Source organism: Pollutimonas subterranea (assembly GCF_002849655.1).
Taxonomy (GTDB): Bacteria; Pseudomonadota; Gammaproteobacteria; order Burkholderiales; family Burkholderiaceae_B; genus Pollutimonas; species Pollutimonas subterranea.
The window spans coordinates 58,257-79,429 of record NZ_PDNW01000007.1; the positions used below are offsets into that span (position 1 = coordinate 58,257).

Consider the following 21,173-nt stretch of genomic DNA (forward strand, 5'->3'; position numbering starts at 1 on the left):
CGAAGTTGTTCGCGGCTCGCGCGGAGGTGAGACCGCGTTGCGGGGCTATGCCTCGCGAGGTCTGTACCAGGCGGCCCGTTGCCCCTCCACCTCACGGTAGCGAAGCTCGAACAGGCGGCACTCGTGCACCACCTGCCGCCAACTGCTGCAGCCGTACTTGGCTGGAAGCTGCTCGGGATGCCGGTCCGCGATCCAGCGGCCAGCGGCGACGATGGGTGTCCAGCCCTCGACGGCCAACTGCGCGGCGGCCTCGCGCAGCGCGCGAACGATGCCGGCGGCCGGCCAGTCCACCGTGCCGTCCGGCGCGATGCCATTGACCACCAGGTCGTGGAACACATCCGACTGGACGAACTCCGCTGCCAGGCGCCGCGCCTGATCCATGTGCTCGGCCCAGCCGCGCAGCTGCTCGAAGTGTTGATCGATGCGCGTGTAGGCGGAACCGAGTTCGTCCTGTGCAGCGCGGCACCCGTCCACGGTCCATAGATCGTGCTGGTCGATGAAGTGGTGCACCAAGGTGTTGCGCAGCGAGACCAGGTCTTTGAGGTCGGCCTGGGTCTTGGCGTAGTCCTGCGCAGACAGGCTCAGTTGCACGCGCGTGCGAAAGGAAATCACGTCGCCGGGAAGATCGTCGTCGCGTTCCTTGCCACCATTTCCATCGGTGACGACATACGAACCAAACAGTTGTCCGACCAACGTGCCCAGGGTCTTGGTCGCGGCATCTTCGATCCGCGCTGCGCGAATGGCCTCCTGCGAATGCGCCGGGCCTGAAATCTCGTGGTGCGCCACGATGGCTTTCATGAGGCGCTCGTATTGTTGAAGGCGCAACAGGCACCTGCCCAGCAAGCGCTGAACGTCTCGCTGTAGTGGTTGCAGTGCGTTTGTGACGGGGGAAGTCGTCATGTCCATCGTCGGCCGGGCTCGTGCGTGGCTGTCCTCGTCTGATTCACAGGCGACAGTTTCGCCTGTCGTTCGGCGGGCGGCAATCGAGCACGGCGGAAGGGTGTCTGTTCCAGCTATCCCCTGGGGATAGTCAACATCAGCGTTCACGCAAGGCTTCTCGGAGCTGTGCCAGGTAGGCACGTGCCACCTCGGGGTCAGCCACACGGGATGCCGGCGGTGACGATGGCGCAGGTGGCGGGGGCGCTGGCGGCGCCGATGCACTTTCTCCGGCCCAGGCCTTGAACTCCCCGCGGATCGCCTTCTGGATGATGCCAAACAGGTAGCCGGCCGGGTTGCGTACCGCGCTGTTGCGGCAGCGTGCCGCCCACTCGTCGAGAACGGCCTGCCGCTGCGCCTCGTCCACCTGCTGCAGCGCCACCAGCGCGCCGGCCTGCTGTTCGTCCTTCAAGCGCAGGAAACGCTCGGGCAGCCGCAGGTTCTGCAAGACCCTCGCGCGCGGTACTGTACGTACTTCATTTATACGATCATTACGTACTGTACGGTCCTCCTTCGGAATCCGAAGAGAGCCGTCCAGCGCGGGTTTCGGCCCTGCTTCGGATTCCGAAGACGGGCGCGCGCCATTCCGAAGCAGGGCTTCCTGGCCTTCTTCGGATTCGTGGTCCGCACCCTCCTGTGGATAACTCCCCGTCGTCCAGCCATGCCGCGCCATGCGCTGTGCCAGCACCTGCAAGCGCGTCGGCAGCGTGCGCCCGCTGAGCAGCGGGTCTTCGGCGATCTCCCGCAGGGTGTTCATGCCCACGACCTGCACCGCCTTCGCCGCGTGCGTGAGCGCCTGGCTCACCAGGCCCAGGTAGTCGGGGTCGAGTTGCATCGCCTCGAAGGGCGACAGCGGTTCGTCGTGCAGCACGTAGAGGTTGCCTTGGATACGGCCGGTCTTGGGATCGCGCCGCCGCCGCACCAGGCTGAGCCAGCGCGTCAGCCGCAGCAGCGTCAAGGCGCGCGCCACGGTCTCGTGCGAGGCTTGCGCCGCGCAGGGCATGGACGCCAGATAGGGGCGGAGCTGGTCGTAGGTGGGAAAGGCAGTCACGCCGTCGTCGTTGAGCTGCAAGCGGAACACCTGCCAGGCGTTTCGCTCCAGCGGCGTCAGGCGCCGGTCGAGGAACAGCGCGCGCGGGACGCTCTCGTGCCGGTTGCCGCTGTAGAGAAAGCCGTCCTGGCTCGGCGCCGTGCCCTGCGCCGGTTCCTTCGGCTCAAGGTGCCGCAGCGCCTCGTCGAACAACATCGACAGCGCAACCGGGCCATCGCGCCGTGGTGCGCTGCCCGTGGTCATGGCTACACCAGCCCCTGGTCGATCCAGTTCCGTATCGCCGACCAGATCACCGACATGGGCAGGGTCATGGCCTCGGCCAGGTCCATGGTCAGCGCCAGCATCGCCATGTCGTCGGTCAGGGCGATATGGCGCTCGGCGACGCCGGCCTTCCAGCGCTCCCACAAGGCCACGTCCTGCGCCTCGTCGAGCACCGGATGCCGGCCCTTGCGCTTGGGCAGCCCGAGGATGTCGCGGCGCAGCGCCACTTCCTGATGCGTGAGGCCGTAGAACTTGCTGACCATCTCCGTGCTCGCCCCCAGGCGCAGCATGCGGTCCACCGTGGCGATCTCCCGCTCCACGTCGTGCACCTGGCTCAGCAGCCGCTTCAACACTTCCCGGTTCACCGACACCGAGCACCACGACACCGTGGCATTCACCAGCATGCTCACGAGTTCGGGGTGCTTCAGCGCATCCAGCTCCTCCTCGCCGAAGCCCATGGCCTTGCAGCGGCGCAACTGGCCGTTGCGCAGGTCATGCAGGGCCTGGGCGATCACGGCCTGGTTGAGCGGGTGCGGTGCCGACATACGGGAGCCTCCTGCGCTCAGGATTCCTGGCCCGCTACGCCGGCTTCCTGGTCCAGCAGCCGGCGCGCCAGACGCAGCAGACGGAACAGCTTCACCAGTGCAGCATCGCTCAGGCGTGTGGCCGAGCCGCCGTGGCCATGCAGCAGCGCCGCCAGCTCGTCGGCCAGCCGCGCGCGGTCCAATCCGTTCGCGGAGGGCGGAGCCGCACTCAGCGCATGCAGCAGGGTCAGCACCGCCCGCGCGAACGCCGGCAGCGCCTTCGCCTGGCCCACAACTGGCGCCACGCAGACGAAGCCGATGCCGCCGTCGCTGGCCTCGATGTGATCGGCTACCGCCGCTTCCCCGGCGATCTCGCGCGCGAACTGCGCGATGTGCACGCGCAGGCGATCCGGTACGTCCAGCCCCGGCTCGACGTACCAAACGTCCGAGATGGGATAGAGCCCGCCGACCTGCACGGGGATCGCGCGCAGCGCATCGGCCTCGAAGTCGGGCAGCTTGTCGCCGAGCTGGTCCGCGACCATCCGCTGGATGGACTGCAGGCGGTCGGTGGTCGGTGCCGGTGTCACGATGTGCCCTTGCAGGCGCTCGTCGCGTTGCCCGTGTTGGTCCTCCGGCGCTTCGGGCGATGCAGGCGGTGTCGCTGCTGGCGCCGCAGGCGCGACCGGCGTGGTGTCGCGCGGCACAGACGAGACGGGTGGCTGCTGAGACGCGGAGACCTGCGGGGGAGGAGCAGCAGGCACGACAGGCGCTGCAGGTGGCGTCGGCGCCGCCGGTTCGCTGGTCAGCGCACGCTGGCGGCTTTCGCTGTCGTTGATCTCCAGCGCCAGCGTGTCGTAGTCCGCCTCCAGCAACTCGGCCATCTGGCCCACCAGCTCGTCCTGCACTCGCTGCGGCGAGAAGTCGTCCGGCTGTGTGTCGAACTGCGTCAGCACGTCCTGAAACAAGGTGGCGAAGTCCACGGCCACGGTGCGGCCCAGCGCACGCCGCTCCCAGGTGCGCTCGCACGCCTTGCGCAGCACCGCGAGCCGGTCCACCTGATGCCGGCCCAATCCGCCGTACAACAGCGTCGGGATCGCCGGCAGCAGATAGCGCACCGCATCGTTCATGCGGCTGATGTGTGACTGCGGCACCGGATAGCCGTCGGCAGTCAGCCGCCGCGCGAGTTCGCTCTGCGACAGCGCCTGGCCGCTTTCCTGCTCGTAGAACTCGCGCGCCTTCTCGATGCCCAAGGCCCGCTCGATGAAGGTCAGCCCGCCGCGCAGCTCGTTCTCGGCCAGATGTCCGGTCAGCGCCACGATTTCGCCGCGCGCCGGCCACGGGCGGAACAGGCACGCAATGCGGAAGAAGCGTTCCTCCTTGGTCTCGCTCCACAACTCGCGCAGGATCGCCAGCCGCGTATTGCCGCCGTTGCGAATGATGTAGTGCGCCTCGCCCGGCCTGCGCGTGATCGCGGGGGGCGCGTCGAGCCCGCGTTCGCGGATGGACGCCTTGATCTCCGCATAGGCCGGGTTGCGCGTCACGCGCGGGTCGTGGTCGTAGGGCCGCAACTGGTCCAGCGTCACCGCCATCGGCGTGTCGGCGATGGGGTCGCTCAAGGTCGCGGCCGAAGGGCCGCTGCGCTCGAAACCGGTGGCCAGCAGCTTGGCAGCCATGTCCTGCGGCGTCAGCTCAGCCACGGCCGTTCTCCTGCGCCTGCCGGTCGGCGCGGCGAAGTTGCGCGCGGGCATTGCGGTCGGCACGGTGGTCGCTCGCAGTCGAGCTGGTGTAGATCGACGCGTAGCCTTGTTTCGTGAACTTCAGGTGCCCGCCGGACGTGCGCACCACGCGCCAGCCTTCGCCCAGCGCGAACTCGATCAGCGCGCGCAGCCGTTCACGGCCGCGCGCCAGTTCATGCGCGCTCGCCATGGCCGGCCCCTCCCGCATCGGCCCGGCCGGTGACCAGCGCGAAGCGCTCCCGCCACGCGGGGAACAGCTCGCCAGCCAGCGTGCGCATGGTGTCCAGCGCCGCGGGCGCCGTGCGCCCAGCCGGCCGCCGGTACTCCACCCGATGCACCGGCAATCCTCGTGTCGCAGCGCGCGGATAGGCTTCGATGGCCGGCACGTCGGTGTCCAGCACCTGCACGCCGGCCTGTTCCTGGAACACCTGTCGCAGCGCCTGCTGGACCAGCCGCGCGTTCGACGACACCGGATGCACACGGTTGATGAGCAGGCGCAGCGGCGGCGGCTCGATGCCCAGGTGCCGATACGGCGCGATGTCCTCGATCAGTTGCAGCGTGCCGCGCCGCAGCTCGCGCGCCGCGAGGATTTCCGGCGTCACCGGCGACAGCGCCAGGTCGGACGCCAGCACCGCCATCTCCAGCAGCACGCTGCGCGCGCCCTGCGTGTCGATCAACAGCAAGTCATAGTGCGTGCGGAAGACGGGAAGCAAATGGCGCAGTCGCAGGCGCCCATCCGGTGCGTGCAGCAGCAGCGTGTTCAGTTCGCCGCGGTCGTCGTTGGAGAGCACCAGGTCCAGGCCCGCGATCGCGGTGCGCGACACCAGTTGCTCGATGCTCCGCTCGTTGAAGGCCAGCATCTCGTAGATGCCGCCGGGCGCGCGCACGTCCAGCGTGAAGTAGCTCGACAGCGTGGGCTGCACGTCCAGGTCCAGCAGCAGCACTCGCAGCCCGGCATCGGCGATGAAGCCGCCCAGGTTGGCCGCCGTCGTGGTCTTGCCCACGCCGCCCTTGGTCGAAATGATGGACACCACCTGCATGAGCTTCTCCTCGTCGAATGGCATGAACCGAGAAGAAGCGTCAGGCGCGTTCTTTGAGGCGATCGGCGATCCACTGTTCGATCTCCACCGAGTCCCAGCCCACCGCGCGCACGCCCAGACGTAGCGCCTTGGGGAACTTGCCTTCCTTCATCAGGCTGTAGATGTGCGCGCGCTTGAAGCCGGTCTTGGCTTCGACCTCGGCGCGGCGCAGGATGCGGTGTTCGGTCGGTGCTGCCGTGGCGGCGGTCTGCGAAGACATGAGGGTCACTCCTTAACGCTCAGTGGCGCTGATTGGCGTGACTCGAATTAAGAACGCCGCGTTGAAGAAAGACACCGCAAATGCGGTATTCGCGACCGCAGATACGGTCTGGCATCGCTCAGGAAGTTGTGCTCTGCAAATTGCGCCGAGCCAGTGCGAACTTGGCCTGCAGGGTGCGCTCGGTGATGCCCATCGCGTTGCCGTGGTGCGCCACCATCGCGCTGATGATGGCCTCCTGCGTCAGGAAGCTGGAATACGGCATGCCGCTGGGCGACTTGCCCAGCAGCAGCGTCAGTAACCCGCCAACGATGTTCAGGTAGGTCGATTCGCTGCGCGGCCCCGGCGTGTTCGCACGCTCCGCGTCGGCCGCGCAGGCGGCGTGCGTTCTGAGCAGCGCCTCATGCTCGGCGCGCAGCGTCTCGTGCACGCCCAAGTGTTCCGCCAGCCGCGCCTTGATCGCTTCCCGCTCGACCAGCAATGCGCCCACTGTGTCCAGGCTGATCGCCGGGTGAAGCGCACGCTCGATCTCATCGAACAGAAACGCCGGTTTCTCGCCGGGGTAGTAGTGCGCCATCCAGGCTTTCAGATCGACGTGCCGCACCGTCAGCGACGAGTCGTCCATCGCCAGGCCTTGCGTGTCCCGCCCCAAGCCCTCCTTGCCATACGGCATGTCGCCGTGAGCCATCGCATCGAAGATTCTTTCGGCGTTCAACCGCAGCATCGGCCAGCGCGGAAACTCCGTTGCCTCCGGCAGAGGCCGCTGTCCCAAGGTCGCCAGGATGCGCCGCTCGAAGCGCAGCAATCCGCTCCAGCGGATTGCCGCCTCGATCGGGCGGTAGTAGATCTTGGCGCCATCGGCCAGGCTGCTCGACTTCGGCATATCGCGCGCCTCCATTCGTCATCGCACCGAGTCCAAGCACGCGCACCCGCCGTACAGGCGGCGTGCGTGGCTGTCCAGGAATCTCCGGGCGAAACGAGCAGGTGGCGAAGCGGCGAAGACCGTGGCATCGGTGATGCCGCCGGTTTCGTTGCGAGATGCGCGCCTTGCTGCGCATGGCGCCATCACTCACAATTCGCAAGCCGCGAAACACGCTGTCACCAGCGTCATTCGCGGGCACCATGCTTGACCCGGATAACCAGGCCAAAGTCTTTGCAGGGAAAGAGGCCCAGTAAAGCGCGATCAGATCAACACGCCAGAGCCGATGCGCATACGGCAAGCACTGTTGCGCCGCGCGTCTTCGCTGTGATGCGCCACGATGGGCATGCGAGTTTCACGCAGGATGCCAACCGCAACCGCGAGCAACGCCTGAGTGCAGCGCGCCCGTGCACCGCGTCAATGGAAACCCGCTTTGACAAAACAGGTCTGCCGGTTTGACCAAAATGGAATCGGCCAACCCGCCTGAAACAGCCTCATGCGAGCCGTTGCGTATCCAACGGCATATGGCCGACACGCTGCGCACGGTCGATGAAGTGGCGCAGTGGCTCCGACATCGCGCCCTCGGGATGTAGCAGGTAGGTCGTCAGCGCCGCCGAGTCTTCATCCAGCGGCCGGACGATTACGTCCGCCTGTCGGCATGCCACCACGTGCGCCGCGGTGGAAAATCCCACGCCATAGCCGGCCGCCACCAGGGCCAGCATCAGCGAGTGGGTCGTCACGTACTCGGCCACGACCGACGGTGTCTCCACCAGGCGCAGCAGGCGCTCGCATTGCCGGCTGCACTCCGCACACACCTGCGGGTGGCACAGCACCAGCGGGTAGCCCACCACCTCTTCCAGCGGCACCCGCTTGTGCGCCAGCAAGGGGTGCCGCGCGGGTATGGCCACCACCAGCGGATCTTGCCACACCGGCATGGCGACCACCCCGGCCTCCATCTCGCCGGCCATCGCAAAGGCCGCGTCGTACAGGTCGTTGCCCAGCCCGCCCACCACCTGCGACAGCGGCGCCTCGAACAGCCGGATGCCCACTTCCGGCGCCTCCTCCCGGCACAGCGCGAGCAGCGCCGACAGCCGGGTCCGCCCGACGCCGCCGGCCAAGGCGATGCGCAGGGTGCCCCGGTGTCCCGCCGCCACCGCCCGCGCCTTGGTCTGGGCTTGCTCAAAGGCCAGCAGCACGCGCCGGGCCTCCTCCAAGAACACCTGCCCGGCCGGGGTCAGGCGCACGCCGCGCGACGTGCGCTCCAGTAGCGTCACGCCCAGGTCCGCCTCCAGTTGGCGAATCGTCCGCGACAGGGGCGACTGCTCCACATGCAGCCGCCGCGCCGCCCGGCCAAAGTGCAACTCCTCGGCCACGGCGATGAAACAGCGAAGATGGCGTAAGTTCATGTAATTCCCCCCAGAAAGTGGAGTCCATTCCTCTGGCCGTAGGGAACGGCATGAGTGCTTCCCGGTGGCGATGCCGGTCACAGAGGCTTTCCAGTTGCCGCCATCCGGCCTTCCAGTCGCCGGCGAGGGGGCGAGTGTCCAGGCAAGGCCGGGTTATTCCATCGGTGTTGCCATATCACACGAAACCACGGACAATCAATAATAGTTCTCATTAGCATCTGTGTCTGAATGGAGTGAAGCCGATCAAGCCCGACGTGGCGAACCTGTCCGTCACCACCCACGGCAGCGTGTTCTGGAACGACGAACGCATGGGCGACGAGCAGCTCGTGCAGCGGCTGCAGGCCTCCGCGCCGCGGCAACCGCAGCCCGAGGACTTCATCCGCGGCGACCGCCTGGTGGATCTACGAGCGCGTCGCCCAGGGGATGGCGGCTACGCAGAAGTCCGGGGTGTTGGAGCTGCGCTTCGTGACCGACTAGGCCACGACCGGGGTGAGCCGAAAGACACCCCCATGAAACTGCATCGGCACGCCCGCCCTGACGCCGGCGTGACGTCGTCGGCTGCACCGATCGCGGACTCCAGCACACGTGAGCGCCTGCGCGCCGTGCCCGGCGCACCAAGCGGGCATGAGGCTTTGACGCGATGCCATCGAAGGAGGTGCTGACGGGATGCGGATGGAGATGCTGGCGCCCGATTGCGTTTCTATCTGGATGCCGGCCGCTATGAGGCGAGCCGCGGCGGACGGGACGGCATACTTGAGACCAGTCGCCATATGGGCGATGTGTTACGGGCAAAAGGCTACACGGTGACGCAGGTGGAGCACGACACGGGACACGACTACCTGCATTGGCAAGGCTCTTTGGGTTGCGGGCTTGTTGCCTTGCTGAATCCGGCCGCGTATGGGCGTGGTTTGCCGGCGTGCGGCAACGGTGTCGGGCCATAGCCGTAGCACCGCTGCATGCCGGCTCTTCGCCGCAGCCTAGGCTGCGCGAGCCAGTGCCCAGACGCTGTCCGGCTGGCCGTGCTTCTGGCGCCGCCGTGTGGCGACGGCCATCCACGCCATGCACGCTGTCCCGATGACGGCGCCGATGTCCACTCCCATGCTGGCCGGCGACGTATTGGCCCACAGCCCTGTCGCAGGAATCAGCCAGGCGGCAAGGCTGGTCAAGGGAATGGCGGCAGTCGCGGCGGCGCACACCCACAACAGCTCCACCGCACTGCGCGAGGCCCCGCGTAGAAAGGCCCAGGCGATACTCAGGAAGAATACGGCGTAATACACGATGACATGCCAGGTATTCAAGCTGTCGACATGTCCGTGCAGCCACTTGCCGGCCACGAGGCTGGCCGAAATGCCCGCGATGCAGCCCAGGCACACGCCGACGGTCAGCGAAGACATGACGCGCACCGATTTTTTCTGTTCGGGCAGGCCATCTTTCCGGGCTCGGCGACGGCGGGATTCTATCCACAGGAGATTACCCGAATAGAATAGAAATGCTCCGGCCAGCCCGAGCAGGAAATAGATCCATTGAACCGTCGCGCCGCCAAAAGAGGCGAAGTGCAGGGCGAAGAAAACCGTCAGCCAGGTTGTCCAGCCAGTTGTATGGCCCGGCAGATAGCTGCCATTGATGATTTCGCCGGTAAAGGGATTCACGACCGCGAACCCGTCGTAGCGCATCATGTAGTTGGGATCGACACCATGAATGCGCACCGTCGGACGTTTGCTGTCCAAATCATGGTAGTCCATGTAGTGCGGCTCGAACCCGGGCGAGAGCGCACGCAAATCGGCCAGCAGGCGGGCTGGCGAAACCAGGGTCTGGCCTTGGTCGGCCGCGGGCGTGTCGGCGTTGACCGACAGGCTGGGCGCCGCCACCGTGGGGGCGGGCAGTCTCCATTGTTCCATCATCCCGCCGTCATAGATGAGTACGTCCTGGGTATCGTAGATCTGATCATGGAATGCAAAAACGACGGTGGTCAGCGCAATGACCAGATGGAACGGCAAGCTGAAAAAACCCAGGGCGTTGTGGGCGTCCTTCCACATCAGCTTAAGGTTCTTGCCCAGGCGCAAAGCGAAGAGATCCTTGACCAGCGTAGGCAGCAGGATGATCACTCCCGATACTAGCGCCAGGCCGTACATCATGGCGATGACGCCGATGACCAGTATCCCGATTTCGACGTCGCCCGGCACGAAGCCGGCGGTTCGGTGCAGGTTGTCGACCAGGTCCGCAACCGCCGTCGGCTCTCGTTCACTGATCTGCAGTTCGCCCGATGTGTCGAACATTGCATGGTACTGCCGTGTGCCGTCAGGGCTTTTCCACGACAGCTGCGCGGGCTCGGCATCGGTCGCGCGCAGCCTTAGCGTGAAGTCATGCGCCGCATCGGGCCGTGCCTTGAGCGTCTGTTCCATGAGGCTGGCGGCTTCCTGCGGGTCCACCGGGCGCGTGTCCTGCATGGGCGCCGATACCCAGGCGGCAAGGTCATGCTTGAAGACGGTGAGGGCGCCGGCATAAAAGGCAATGAACAAGGCTAGGCCCGCGATGATGCCGGTCCAGGTATGAACGGCCTTGTAGATGTCCAGAACCTCTTTTCTTATCTTCATCCTGCCAGCCCCTTGAACAACGCGAAACCCGCGATGCTGATGCCGCCCAGCCATAACCAGGCGCGCATGGCATCGCGAAAAAGATAGCAGCACGACAGTATTGCCAGCCAGATGGGCGGGACTATCCACATGGCGATTTGGTACTTGTCGTAGACCGTATTGTTCCTGGTGTCGGGCAGCATGAAGAATGCGCTGGCGATCAGGGCGATGGCCAATCCGCAAACGACGCCCGCCAAGGTTTTGCCCACCCAGCCTTTCGAAAGATCGGTGCGCCGCCTGGCGACGCGGGCTTTGGCGGGCGGCGTGTCGCCGGAATCAATATCGACGTTGCGCAATTCGGTCATTGCCGGCCTCGCGTGTAAACAGCGATGAAAGGAAGGATTGACCAAAGCAACATCAACAGCGTCAGGAAAATGAAGGTGCCCGTAAGCGGCTGCGTCGCGTGTATCCATCCGCCCAGGGCAAGAAGGAGCAATAACGCAGAAACGGGGATGGACACTTTGTGCGAAAGCGGAGCTTCTCGCCATTGCTGGTGCCGGGAACCAAGGTACAGGCTAGCGGCACCCGCCAGCGTCAGCACGAAAGCCAAAAAACCGAACATGTGTGTCTCTGAGGTAGAAAAAGCCCGCAAGCGGAAGGATTCGTATGGTAAACCAGAATGATAATAGTTGCTATTCAGATACTATGTTCGGCTACGCGTAGCCTTGTGGCATCATCCGGCGCGGCGGCATTCAGAACGCCGTATCACTACAACCCTTGCAACTCACGAGAAATGGCAACCTCTACCGGCTGGTTTTATTGGGCAGTTTTATCTGCCATTTTTGCTGCACTGACCGCCATTTTTGCCAAGATCGGCATTCAGGATGTTGATTCCGATCTGGCCACCTTGATCCGGACAGCGATCATCATCGTCGTGCTGACGATATTCGTGGTATCCACCGGCAAGTGGACCAATCCCTTCGAGCTTTCATCCAGGACCTGGCTGTTTCTTGGATTATCCGGCCTGGCCATCGCTGCGCGAATGGTCGGGCATTGCCATGGTCGCAGGCGGTGTTCTTTTGCTTGCCTTCAAGCGTTAGCGTGGCAACGCGACGCATCCTCCCCGGCTTATCGGTGCTTGCCAGGAACCCCACCCTGCAATTCGCTCTTCAGGTGTTCGACAAAGGCCCGGACCGCGCGCGGAACATACGCGCTGTAGGGCCTTATTGCATAAATGGCGTCGCCAAATGCGCCCACAGGTTCCCAGTCGGGCAGCAGGTGCAGCAGGCGCTTTGCCGAGACATCCTCCTGTGAACTGAAGTCGGGCAATAGCGCTATGCCCTGGTCTGCCATCACAATGCCCCGCAGCGCCTCGCTATTGTTGGCGCAAAAATTTCCGCGTACCGCGACGCTGTAGCGGTCGGTATTGCGCCCGGCAGGGACGAAGCTCCATGCGGGCAACGCCGCGGACCGCAGGTAATACAGGCAATTGTGCGCAGCCAGGTCGTCCGGCGTCTTGGGCACGCCGCGCTTTTCCAGGTAGGCGGGGGTGGCGACCAGTAAGGTACGCGAGGGCTGCAGCAGCCATGCTACATGGGTTTCCGGCACGCTGCTGGTATGGCGTATGGCCAGGTCGAAACCTTCCTGGGCCAGGGAACTCAGGTGGTCCGATAGCTCTATTTCCACGCGCACATCGGGGCAGGCTTCCAGGAACTTGCTGATCAGGGGAATAATCTTTTGGCGGCCGAGCGCAACCGGTACGGTGACGCGCACCACGCCTCGGGGAATCTCGGCCAGGTCCAGGATATTGTCGAAGCTGCGCTCGATAGCGGTGAAGGCCTGCTCCGATCCGTCGACCAGGGCCAGTCCGGCCTGGGTGAGGCGCACGCTGCGGGTGGTGCGCCGTACCAACGCCACCCCCGCGAGCTGCTCAAGTTCGCTAATGCGCTGGCTTACCGCGCCCTTGCTGACACCCAGGCGCCTGGCTGCTGCGGTATAGCTGCCTGCGGTCCCCAGCATGCTCAACCAGTAAATGTGCGACCACGGTAATTCGGTCTTGTGTTCTTTCATGGCTCTTCCTACCGTTTCGCTCCATTGTCCATTAAATTAAACAATGTTTCCAGTGATATGGACTTGTGAGGGCTCTCTCCGACACCTATACTTTTTTCATCAAGAACCCAAGCAAAGGACAGGAAAATGAAAGATCAGCACGCCAGTGCCGCCAGCCCGGCCAATCCCCAGGCCGCGTATGTCGATAACGGTGATATCGTGAATTTTATCGGGGGCCAGGTTAGGGCAAGCAGTGGCGACCGCAAGCAAGGTGTCTACAACCCATCCACCGGTGAGGTCACCCGACATGTTGCGTTGTCGTCCGTCGACGATGTGAATGCGGCGGTAGCTGCCGCCAAAGCGGCCTCCCAGGCATGGGCGGATACGCCGCCGGTACGGCGCGCGCGCATCATGAACCGGTTTCTTCAGTTGATGAATGAGAACACCGATGTGCTGGCGGCCATGATTACCGCCGAACATGGGAAAGTATTCACCGATGCGCAGGGCGAAGTGGCGCGCGGTATTGACGTCATCGAGTTCGCTTGCGGCATTCCTCAGTTGCTCAAGGGTGACTATACCGAGCAGGTTGCCACGGGAATCGACAACTGGACCCTACGCCAGCCCCTGGGCGTCGTTGCGGGTATCACTCCCTTTAATTTCCCCTGCATGGTGCCTTGCTGGATGTTCCCTGTCGCTATCGCTGCCGGCAATACGTTCATCCTCAAGCCCAGTGAGCGCGACCCCAGCGTTTCCATCCTGATGGCAAAATTGTTCAAGCAAGCGGGCTTGCCCGATGGCGTCTTCAATGTGGTCCAGGGTGACAAGATCGTTGTGGATGCCTTGCTGGAGCACGCAGACGTTGCAGCCCTGAGCTTCGTGGGCTCGACGCCGATCGCGCAGTACATCTACGAACGTGGCGCGCATTTTGGTAAACGCGTGCAGGCTTTGGGGGGCGCGAAGAACCATATGGTGATCATGCCCGATGCCGATATCGAACGCACTGTCGACGCGCTTGTGGGTGCAGCCTATGGTTCGGCGGGCGAGCGCTGCATGGCGATCTCGGTCGCCGTGCTGGTGGGAGAGGTCGGCAAGAAAATCATGCCTGTGCTGCAAGAGCGCGCTCAGTCGCTCAAGATCAAGGACGGCATGGCGCTGGACGCTGAAATGGGGCCGGTGGTGACCAAGGAAGCCTTGCAGCGCATCGAAAACTACATTGCCATCGGCCAGGAAGAGGGCGCCGAGCTACTGGTTGACGGCCGCGGCTATAAGGTGGCCGGTCATGAAGGCGGCTTTTATGTCGGCGGCACCTTGTTCGACAAGGTGACCCCCGCAATGAGAATATACAAGGAAGAAATATTCGGCCCGGTCCTCGTTTGCATCCATGTCGACGATCTGGGCGCCGCCATCGACCTTGTCAACAACCATGAATTTGGCAATGGGGTATCGTGCTTTACCAGCGATGGCCATACGGCACGGGAATTTTCACGCCGCATCCAGGTGGGCATGGTGGGCGTAAACGTGCCCATTCCTGTTCCAATGTCGTGGCACGGCTTCGGCGGCTGGAAGCGCAGCCTGTTCGGCGATATGCACACCTACGGCGAAGAAGGTGTTCGTTTCTACACCAAGCAGAAGTCCATCATGCAGCGCTGGCCGGAAAGCATCAACAAGGGCAATGAGTTCAACATGCCGACCATGTAAGGTATGTTGTCGACGTGGCGCCAACGCGGCGCCACGCCTGCCGGACGGCGTCGATTACCCGCCCTGTGTCGGCGTCACCCGCCAGATGGTATTTGACAGGTCGTCGGCGACGATAAGCGCGCCGCGCGGATCCACCGTCACGCCAACTGGACGACCTCGCGTGGTGCCGTCGTCATCGCGAAAGCCGGCAACGAAATCCACGGGAGGACCGGCAGGCTTGCCATCCTGAAACGGGACGAAGACCACCTTGTAGCCGACGGGATCCTTGCGGTTCCAGCTACCGTGCTCGCCAACGAAGACGCCATCGGCAAACTTTTCGCCCATGGTTTCGGTGGAGAAGTCGACCCCCAGCGCCGCGACGTGGGCCCCGAGGCTATAGTCGGGCTTGATGGCCGAAGCGACCTTTTCCGGATTTTGCGGCCGGACGCGATCGTCCACGTTCTGCCCCCAATAACTGTATGGCCAACCATAGAAGCCGCCTTCGCGGACAGCGGTAAGATAATCGGGGACTAGGTTTGGACCGATCTCGTCGCGTTCGTTCACGACCACCCACAACTGGCCGGTATCGGGCTGGATGGTGAGTGCGGTCGGATTGCGCAGCCCGGTAGCATAGGGTTTGTGTGCGCCGCTGCCGGCATTCACTTGCCATATCATGGCCCGATCGACCTCCGCCGTCATGCCGCGTTCAGTGATGTTGCTGTTGGAACCGATGGCCACATAGAGGTACTGCCCGTCTTGGCTGGCAGTCAGTGCCTTGGTCCAGTGGTGGTTGATGGCCGACGGCAAAGCGGTGACGGTCTCGGGAGGGGCTTCGGCTTTGGTCTGGCCCTCCTTGTAGTCGAACCGCACCAGCGCATCTTGGTTGGCGACGTAGAGGCTGTCGTTCACCAACGCGAGCCCGTAGGGTGCGTTGAGATTCTCCGCAAAGACCGTTTGCAATTCATAGACGCCGTCGCCCTCCGCATCACGCAGCAGGGTCAGGCGGTTACCGCCCTTGACCGAGGTATTGCCCTTGGCCTTGATGGGGCCGGCGATTATGTCTTTCGGCTTGAGTTTCGGCGCATTGCCACCCCGGCCTTCCGCCACCAGGATGTCGCCATTGGGCAGCACCAGCGTCTGGCGTGGAATCTTGAGGTCGGTGGCGATGGCGCTGATCGTATAACCGTCCGGTACCGTCGGCCGCTTGTCTCCCCATTCTGCAGGCTCTGCGATGACCATATCGGGCATCACATCGCGATAAGGCTGTGGCAGTTCAGGGGCGGCGCCGTACTGCAAGGGTTCCGTATCGCCGTTGCCGCATGCCGCCAGCAGGGCAGAGAGGGTGATGGTGGTAAGCAGGTAGGAGGTTCTCATTTTGCACCTCCGATACGTGGAGTGCAAAAACCCAGCCATGTGGCGATGCAGGCGAGCACAGTAACGATCACCGACAAGACCAGGCCGGTGGGCATGCTTGCCCAAGCGTCTCGCGCGTGCATCAGTGCATTAATGAAGCCCGCCACCCAGGTGGCCAGTAATATCACCGCATAGAGGAAAATGCCTGGGGCACGTCGATGCGCTTGGCACAGGTCGATGATCGCGAAAATAAGGGCGATACCCGCAAACACGAGACCGCCTGCGATCAGCCAGGACGCAAAGTTGTTCCACTGGATCTCGTAGGATGAGGCGTAGGCTGCATCGCTGAGCGCCGCGCCCAGGAACAGGGGGACGGTTCCCGCGAGAAACACCGCATGCAGCGGGTAGACGGTTTGGGAATACCGATGGTTGATGGTATGTATCACTGTGATCTCCTCCTTGACGGACGGGCGCGGGTTGCTTCGATTGTAAATGGCGAGACAGCAATCAGCGTGCCCGGCGATGTCAAACCGCACTGTTTAGGTGATTTGAAGTGATCCCCTTGCGCCCATCAGCAGATCCACGACATTGGGTGCGGATATGACTTCGAAATGCGGGTTCATCTGCCGCACCCGGTTTTCCGAGTTCGACAGCCTCTACCATCAGGATGATGGTGGCGGTATGGCCCTTCAATATAGCGTTAAGTGCCATGGTGAACGCGACGGTGACCTTATTGGGATTGCCCTTGCCGTCGAAGACCGTCGCGATGAAGTCAGTCTGTTGCATGGTGAATTCCTGGTTGTTCCGATACCTTGCTGTGAAACCCGATGCAGCCATCGCAGCGTACGGCCACGCCGATCGCAAGCGCGATCAGCTCTTTGGTCTTGGCGTCGAGCGCGCCATCGGTAATGGCCGCCTTTCCTATATCCCCGAAGCCTTTCATGACCCGAGGTATGTTCTGATGCAGAGGGGCCAGATTGCTCATGACTTTATCGGTGAGTGCGTCGTAGTGAGTTGTCATCGGATAATCCTTCATTAACAAGGTTTCAAGCAGAAATTGATCGGGCAGCAGGTCGCCGGCATGCCGACCACCAACCCCCGATGGTGTAGAAAAGGATGGTCGATCCGATTAACCCCAGGCCAAATACCAGGGCGATCAAGAACCAGTCTGCAGGCCCGCCGGGATCGGTGAAGCCAGACGACGACACTTGGAACATCAACATCACGGCTACGCCGCCGCCGAGCACGCCCAACGCCTGCGACCGTATCAGGCGGTGGGATACCACACCCCGCTCGCGGATCAGTAAAACGATGAGAGCCAGGGCATTTAGCAACACGACTGCCAGTAACAGCCATAGCAGCGGCCCGAGCAATTCCTGGAATACAGCTAGCAGCGTGAATGGATCGAGTTCTTTCATGGTGCAGCTCCTTATGCGCGGCCACGCAACATGCTGATGTAGGTGGGCTTCAGTGCCATGGTTTTCATGACCCAACTGACCCACAGCTCTTCAAGCGGCGCGATCAAGCCCGGGAAAGAGGGAGTAAGGTTGTTCTGGTAGTCGAACTCCACCAGCATGGCCCGACCCAACCGAGTAATCAGCGGGCACGATGTGTAGCCCGTGTAGCGCGCATTTGAGGTTTTGCCTGCGATCTGCGCTACCAAGTGGTCCACCGCCACCGGTACCTGCCACTTTACGCTGGCTGCTGTCTTGCCCTTGGGAACACCCGCGATGTCGCCCACGCCGAAGACATTTGAGTAACGCACGTGGCGTAGCGTGCCCTTGTCTACCTCCATCCAGCCTTCTTCGGCCCAGGCACCCGTCTTCCAGGACAGCGGACTGTTGCGGATAGCCTCGGGCGCGCGCATCGGCGGGATTACGTGGATGAAGTCGTAGCCTTGTTCCTCGGAGCCTTCAGGCGTGCTGAAAGTGGCGATGCGCCTGCCCGGATCAATCGCCTTGAGCACGCGCTCGTAGTTGACCTGGATGCCGCGCTCTTGGAACAGCATGCGCACCTTCTCCGATACGATGGGCACGCTGAACAACACCTTGTTGTTGGCGTTGTAAACGATCTCGGCTTTGCTCCGCCGGCCACGCCGCGTCAGATAGTCCTCGGTGATAAACGTGTACTTGAGCGGCGCGCCCGCGCACTTCATCTCGGTGGCCGGGCGCAGAAAGACGCCCTGACCACCGCGGTCCGCGAATGCCGACATGGTCTGCCAGGTTGCCTGTGCCGCCGCTGGGCTGTGATAGATGCTGCCCACGCCTGCCTTGCCGATCAATTTCTCGTTCATGCCTTCGATCAGGCCGTACTCCAGCGTCAGGCCGGTGGCGACGATGAGGAAATCGTAGGCAAGCGACTTGCCGCTGTCGGTGACGACGCGATTGCTTTCTGGATCGAACTCGGCCACGCTCTCCGCGATGAGCTCAACACCCGGCGGTACGTAGTCGGCGGTGCGGGACACGACATAGTCCTTCCGTTTGATACCGGCTCCTCCCAAGGTGAAGCCGGGCTGATAGAAGTGCTGCTTGTGCGCATCGATCAGGGTAATCTTCGCAGCGTCCAGTGTTTCGGCCAACCGGGAGGCGGCAGCCAAGCCGGCGGCACCGGCGCCAACGATGATGATGCGCGCCTGAGCCCGGGTTTTGCCGCCCGCGCTGGCGACGTGAGGCTTGAGGATGGCCCCGGCGGCAACCGCCGCCGCCAAGCTCAGGAATGCACGCCGTCGGTTGCGCGCGAGAAATTCGCTGTTTTTTGTGTCGTTATGGTTATGGTCGTTTTCCATGGCTTCAGCTCCATTCACTTCGGGGTGCAGTAGATGTCCCAGAGCGTGCGCATGATGCGCACGGCATTGTCATTGGCCAGTCGGTAATAGACGTACTTTCCGTCCTTCTCGGTGTCGACCAACCCTTCTTGGCGCAATACGCTCAGTTGCTGGGACAACGTGGGCTGATGAATACCCGTGATTGCCGCCAGTTCACTCACATTGAGGCGCGCGGAGGCGAGTTGGCACAGCAACAACAGGCGGTCCTCATTGGCGAGCGTCTTGAGTAAAGCGCAGGCCTCGCCTGCGTGCTCACGCAACTGTTCGGGTGTCATGGAGGGGCGCTGTTTGGTGGTCGGCATGTTGATTTTCGCTGATTTCAATATATAAAATAATAAACTATAAAAAATGAAAATGAAATAGTGGCGTGGCCATGGAATTTAGCTCCCCGGATGATGATGATTGACTATTTATAAGAATATGCTAAATTAGCTACTTCTAATGTTTAATCAAGCCCATGGCCTCCAAAGAGAAAGACCTGTTGTTCCTGCAAGAGGGCGCTGCAAAGGCAGCGGCTATGTTGCGGGCCGTAGGGAACGAGCGCCGGTTGTTGGTTTTGTGTTTGCTGATCGAGCATGGTGAGTTGACGGTGGGTGCGCTGCACGAGCATGTGGCGCTGAGCCAATCGGCGCTCTCTCAGCATTTGGCCAAGATGCGTGAAGAGGGGCTGGTGACCTTCAGGCGAGAATCTCAAACCTTGTTCTATCGCATCGATAATCCCGACGTAGCCAAGATTATCGCTACGCTCAAATCCATCTTTTGCCCATGACGGCACGAGCAAACACCATGTCCCTGAAGTCCATCGCTCCCAACGGTGCCTACGAGCTCACGAAAGAAGGCGCGGTGCTCATTGATATCCGCTCCTCGGACGAATACGCGCGTGAGCACATTGCGTTGGCGCATCACGTGCCGATGGAACGCCTGGTCACCGGTGCTCTGCCCATCGATAGTCTTGCGGTCCCCATCTATTACTGTCTTTCGGGCAGCCGCACTTGGGCGTATGCGCAAGCGCTCGCCGCGTGCGCGCCCTGCGACGCCTATATGCTGGAAGGTGGGCTGAATGCCTGGAAGAAAATGGGATTGCCGGTGGTGACCGATGCGTCACGGCCCATAGAGTTGCAGCGCCAAGTCCAGATAGCCGCAGGCTCGATGATCGTGCTAGGCGCGCTGCTTGGGGGCACCGTGTCGCCCTGGTTTCACTGGCTGTCGGGTCTGGTCGGTTCAGGGCTGGTGTTCGCGGGCCTTTCCGGTTTTTGCGGCTTGGCCCGTGTGCTGGTGAAGATGCCGTGGAACAGGCAGCTAAGAGGTGGTCTGTGAATGATGCGGGGCGCATCGCTTCTTCTTATGGGCGCCGACGCTGATAATTTTTGTTGAACTATAGGAGTAAACATGAAATCGAACGTAGCTGGTATTGAACGCGTCCTTCGCATTATTTTGGGTATCGTCCTGATCGCTCTGGCTGCTACCGGGACGGTGGGTTGGTGGGGCTGGCTGGGTGTAGTGCCATTATTGACCGGATTGGCCGGCTTTTGTCCGTTGTATATGTTTCTTGGACGCAACGCATGTCCGATGCGGTCCAGGAAGTCATAGGTATCGGCCGATATCCGTTTTTCGATAGGCAGCATGCAGTGCGTGGGGGCTGATTCCTTCACGCGCTCCATGTCTGGCTTAGCTTCCCCGCATGACAGTGATGGGATCGAAGTGTGTCGTCACATCCAGTACGGGTTCGTACTGCATGACGCGCTTGCGCGCTTCTGTCGCAATGGCATGGCCTTGGGCTATCGTCAGCGTGCCGTCCATTTCCAGGTCGACTTCGACCCAGATCATGTCCCCCAGCTTGCGGGTTTTCAATGCATGGATGCCATGTACGCCAGGCGTAGACAGTAAATGGTCGCGTATGCGCTTTTCGGTATCTTCGTCCACCGCCTGATCCATCAGGTCGTTGAACGACACAAAGAAGAACTTCCATCCCATGCGTACGATCATCAGTCCCACGATCAGCGCGGCCAATGGATCGGCCAAAGGAAAGCCGCTGATGTTGGCCAGGATACCTATGGCTACCACGAGGGACGATGCGGCGTCGGACCGGGCATGCCAGGCATTGGCGGCCAGCATGGACGAACGTACGCGCTTGGCCACGTGCAGCAGGTAGCGGAACAGAATTTCCTTGGAAACAAGAGCCAGCAGGGCCACGGCCAGCGCACTGCTGTGCACCTGCGGGATAAGCCCGGGACTCTGCAGTTTTACGAAGCTGGCCCAAAGCATGCCCAGCCCTACCGACAGCAGCAGTGCACCGATGATCAGCGAAGCGGCTGTCTCGAAACGGCGGTGGCCGTAGGGGTGGTCGGCGTCGGGTGCCTTCAGGCTGTGCTTGTTGGCTACCAGCACCACGCCATCGGACACCAGGTCGGACAGTGAATGTATGGCATCGGCGACGAGCGCCGTTGAATGGGCGAACAGGCCGATAAGCAGCTGGACGATGGTCAACACGATGTTGACCACGACGCTGACCATCGTGCTGCGATGGCCTTCTGCCTGGCGGTTAGGGTCAACGTGCACGGCCATGAT

General features: G+C 62.5%; 26 protein-coding genes and 1 pseudogene. 6 read left to right on the top strand and 21 right to left on the bottom strand.

The genetic code is table 11. From position 1 onward, the window contains the following. Nucleotides 1–45: 45 nt before the first annotated feature. The 9 genes from CR159_RS09995 to CR159_RS10040 all read right to left on the bottom strand — a co-directional run bounded on the left by CR159_RS09995 (nucleotide 46) and on the right by CR159_RS10040 (nucleotide 8,129). The gene (locus CR159_RS09995; RefSeq protein ID WP_033470616.1) at nucleotides 46–798 is read right to left on the bottom strand and encodes an OST-HTH/LOTUS domain-containing protein; all 753 of its coding nucleotides are present in this window, start codon (nucleotides 796–798) and stop codon (nucleotides 46–48) included. Nucleotides 799–1,036: 238 nt separating this feature from the next. Further along, nucleotides 1,037–2,230 (bottom strand): STY4528 family pathogenicity island replication protein, encoded by a 1,194-nt coding sequence (locus CR159_RS10000; RefSeq protein WP_033470619.1) that lies wholly within the window; start codon nucleotides 2,228–2,230, stop codon nucleotides 1,037–1,039. A 2-nt stretch (nucleotides 2,231–2,232) separates the two neighbouring features. Continuing rightward, nucleotides 2,233–2,793 (bottom strand): DUF2857 domain-containing protein, encoded by a 561-nt coding sequence (locus CR159_RS10005; RefSeq protein ID WP_004255086.1) that lies wholly within the window; start codon nucleotides 2,791–2,793, stop codon nucleotides 2,233–2,235. Between the two features lie 17 nt (nucleotides 2,794–2,810). Continuing rightward, a complete protein-coding gene (locus CR159_RS10010) occupies nucleotides 2,811–4,469 on the bottom strand; it encodes a ParB family protein (RefSeq protein ID WP_033470622.1) in 1,659 nt (552 codons plus the stop codon). Continuing rightward, nucleotides 4,462–4,698: a hypothetical protein gene (locus CR159_RS10015; RefSeq protein ID WP_033470625.1), complete on the bottom strand. Its 237-nt coding sequence runs from the start codon at nucleotides 4,696–4,698 to the stop codon at nucleotides 4,462–4,464. Before CR159_RS10015 ends, CR159_RS10010 begins: the two co-directional genes overlap by 8 nt. After that, nucleotides 4,682–5,548, bottom strand: a complete 867-nt coding sequence (locus CR159_RS10020; protein ID WP_086077287.1) for a ParA family protein — start codon at nucleotides 5,546–5,548, stop codon at nucleotides 4,682–4,684. The genes CR159_RS10015 and CR159_RS10020 overlap by 17 nt, the downstream gene beginning before the upstream one ends. Before the next feature lie 40 nt (nucleotides 5,549–5,588). Further along, nucleotides 5,589–5,807, bottom strand: a complete 219-nt coding sequence (locus CR159_RS10025) for an AlpA family transcriptional regulator (RefSeq protein WP_018076211.1) — start codon at nucleotides 5,805–5,807, stop codon at nucleotides 5,589–5,591. Nucleotides 5,808–5,925: 118 nt separating this feature from the next. Continuing rightward, nucleotides 5,926–6,687 carry a hypothetical protein gene (locus CR159_RS10030; RefSeq protein ID WP_026177189.1) on the bottom strand — a complete coding sequence of 254 codons (762 nt, stop codon included), beginning with the start codon at nucleotides 6,685–6,687 and terminating at the stop codon, nucleotides 5,926–5,928. A 530-nt stretch (nucleotides 6,688–7,217) separates the two neighbouring features. Then, entirely contained in the window at nucleotides 7,218–8,129 is a 912-nt protein-coding gene (locus CR159_RS10040) for a LysR family transcriptional regulator (protein WP_018076209.1), read from the bottom strand. Nucleotides 8,130–8,455: 326 nt separating this feature from the next. On the opposite strand from CR159_RS10040, the gene CR159_RS10045 reads away from it, so the two are divergent. Continuing rightward, a complete protein-coding gene (locus CR159_RS10045) occupies nucleotides 8,456–8,791 on the top strand; it encodes a hypothetical protein (RefSeq protein ID WP_233208246.1) in 336 nt (111 codons plus the stop codon). Between the two features lie 30 nt (nucleotides 8,792–8,821). Beyond that, nucleotides 8,822–9,070 (top strand): annotated as a pseudogene (locus CR159_RS10050) (enterochelin esterase domain-containing protein); the annotation flags it as partial. Between the two features lie 36 nt (nucleotides 9,071–9,106). On the opposite strand, the gene CR159_RS10055 reads toward CR159_RS10050, so the two are convergent. From CR159_RS10055 to CR159_RS10075, 4 genes are all read right to left on the bottom strand, one after another. Next, nucleotides 9,107–10,723 (bottom strand): PepSY-associated TM helix domain-containing protein, encoded by a 1,617-nt coding sequence (locus CR159_RS10055; protein ID WP_233208247.1) that lies wholly within the window; start codon nucleotides 10,721–10,723, stop codon nucleotides 9,107–9,109. Further along, nucleotides 10,720–11,067 (bottom strand): hypothetical protein, encoded by a 348-nt coding sequence (locus tag CR159_RS10060; protein ID WP_233208248.1) that lies wholly within the window; start codon nucleotides 11,065–11,067, stop codon nucleotides 10,720–10,722. The genes CR159_RS10055 and CR159_RS10060 overlap by 4 nt, the downstream gene beginning before the upstream one ends. Then, entirely contained in the window at nucleotides 11,064–11,324 is a 261-nt protein-coding gene (locus CR159_RS10065) for a hypothetical protein (protein ID WP_102073827.1), read from the bottom strand. Before CR159_RS10065 ends, CR159_RS10060 begins: the two co-directional genes overlap by 4 nt. Before the next feature lie 506 nt (nucleotides 11,325–11,830). Beyond that, a complete protein-coding gene (locus CR159_RS10075) occupies nucleotides 11,831–12,772 on the bottom strand; it encodes a LysR family transcriptional regulator (RefSeq protein ID WP_102073828.1) in 942 nt (313 codons plus the stop codon). A 126-nt stretch (nucleotides 12,773–12,898) separates the two neighbouring features. Between CR159_RS10075 and CR159_RS10080 the strand changes: the two genes are divergently transcribed. Next, complete coding sequence (locus CR159_RS10080) at nucleotides 12,899–14,449, top strand: CoA-acylating methylmalonate-semialdehyde dehydrogenase (protein ID WP_102073829.1); 1,551 nt, start codon at nucleotides 12,899–12,901, stop codon at nucleotides 14,447–14,449. Nucleotides 14,450–14,503: 54 nt separating this feature from the next. Here the strand turns inward: CR159_RS10080 and CR159_RS10085 are convergent, their stop codons facing one another. The 7 genes from CR159_RS10085 to CR159_RS10115 all read right to left on the bottom strand — a co-directional run bounded on the left by CR159_RS10085 (nucleotide 14,504) and on the right by CR159_RS10115 (nucleotide 18,907). Next, on the bottom strand, nucleotides 14,504–15,802 hold the full coding sequence (locus tag CR159_RS10085; RefSeq protein WP_102073830.1) for a PQQ-dependent sugar dehydrogenase: 1,299 nt from the start codon (nucleotides 15,800–15,802) through the stop codon (nucleotides 14,504–14,506). After that, nucleotides 15,799–16,227, bottom strand: coding sequence for a DUF2231 domain-containing protein (locus CR159_RS10090; RefSeq protein WP_102073831.1), 429 nt, complete (start codon nucleotides 16,225–16,227; stop codon nucleotides 15,799–15,801). The genes CR159_RS10085 and CR159_RS10090 overlap by 4 nt, the downstream gene beginning before the upstream one ends. 79 nt (nucleotides 16,228–16,306) lie before the next feature. Continuing rightward, on the bottom strand, nucleotides 16,307–16,567 hold the full coding sequence (locus tag CR159_RS10095) for a hypothetical protein (RefSeq protein ID WP_233208249.1): 261 nt from the start codon (nucleotides 16,565–16,567) through the stop codon (nucleotides 16,307–16,309). Beyond that, nucleotides 16,554–16,802 carry a carboxymuconolactone decarboxylase family protein gene (locus CR159_RS10100; RefSeq protein ID WP_102073918.1) on the bottom strand — a complete coding sequence of 83 codons (249 nt, stop codon included), beginning with the start codon at nucleotides 16,800–16,802 and terminating at the stop codon, nucleotides 16,554–16,556. The genes CR159_RS10095 and CR159_RS10100 overlap by 14 nt, the downstream gene beginning before the upstream one ends. A 25-nt stretch (nucleotides 16,803–16,827) precedes the next feature. Continuing rightward, a complete protein-coding gene (locus tag CR159_RS10105) occupies nucleotides 16,828–17,199 on the bottom strand; it encodes a DUF5368 domain-containing protein (protein ID WP_102073832.1) in 372 nt (123 codons plus the stop codon). An 11-nt stretch (nucleotides 17,200–17,210) separates the two neighbouring features. After that, a complete protein-coding gene (locus CR159_RS10110) occupies nucleotides 17,211–18,566 on the bottom strand; it encodes an NAD(P)/FAD-dependent oxidoreductase (protein WP_102073833.1) in 1,356 nt (451 codons plus the stop codon). Nucleotides 18,567–18,580: 14 nt separating this feature from the next. Beyond that, nucleotides 18,581–18,907, bottom strand: coding sequence for an ArsR/SmtB family transcription factor (locus CR159_RS10115; protein ID WP_102073834.1), 327 nt, complete (start codon nucleotides 18,905–18,907; stop codon nucleotides 18,581–18,583). Between the two features lie 155 nt (nucleotides 18,908–19,062). On the opposite strand from CR159_RS10115, the gene CR159_RS10120 reads away from it, so the two are divergent. The 3 genes from CR159_RS10120 to CR159_RS10130 all read left to right on the top strand — a co-directional run bounded on the left by CR159_RS10120 (nucleotide 19,063) and on the right by CR159_RS10130 (nucleotide 20,195). After that, on the top strand, nucleotides 19,063–19,374 hold the full coding sequence (locus tag CR159_RS10120) for an ArsR/SmtB family transcription factor (protein ID WP_102073835.1): 312 nt from the start codon (nucleotides 19,063–19,065) through the stop codon (nucleotides 19,372–19,374). Nucleotides 19,375–19,391: 17 nt separating this feature from the next. Further along, complete coding sequence (locus tag CR159_RS10125) at nucleotides 19,392–19,922, top strand: rhodanese family protein (RefSeq protein ID WP_102073836.1); 531 nt, start codon at nucleotides 19,392–19,394, stop codon at nucleotides 19,920–19,922. A gap of 72 nt (nucleotides 19,923–19,994) precedes the next feature. After that, complete coding sequence (locus tag CR159_RS10130; protein WP_102073837.1) at nucleotides 19,995–20,195, top strand: YgaP family membrane protein; 201 nt, start codon at nucleotides 19,995–19,997, stop codon at nucleotides 20,193–20,195. A gap of 78 nt (nucleotides 20,196–20,273) precedes the next feature. On the opposite strand, the gene CR159_RS10135 is transcribed toward CR159_RS10130, so the two are convergent. Further along, a complete protein-coding gene (locus CR159_RS10135; protein ID WP_102073838.1) occupies nucleotides 20,274–21,170 on the bottom strand; it encodes a cation diffusion facilitator family transporter in 897 nt (298 codons plus the stop codon). Nucleotides 21,171–21,173 lie beyond the last annotated feature (3 nt).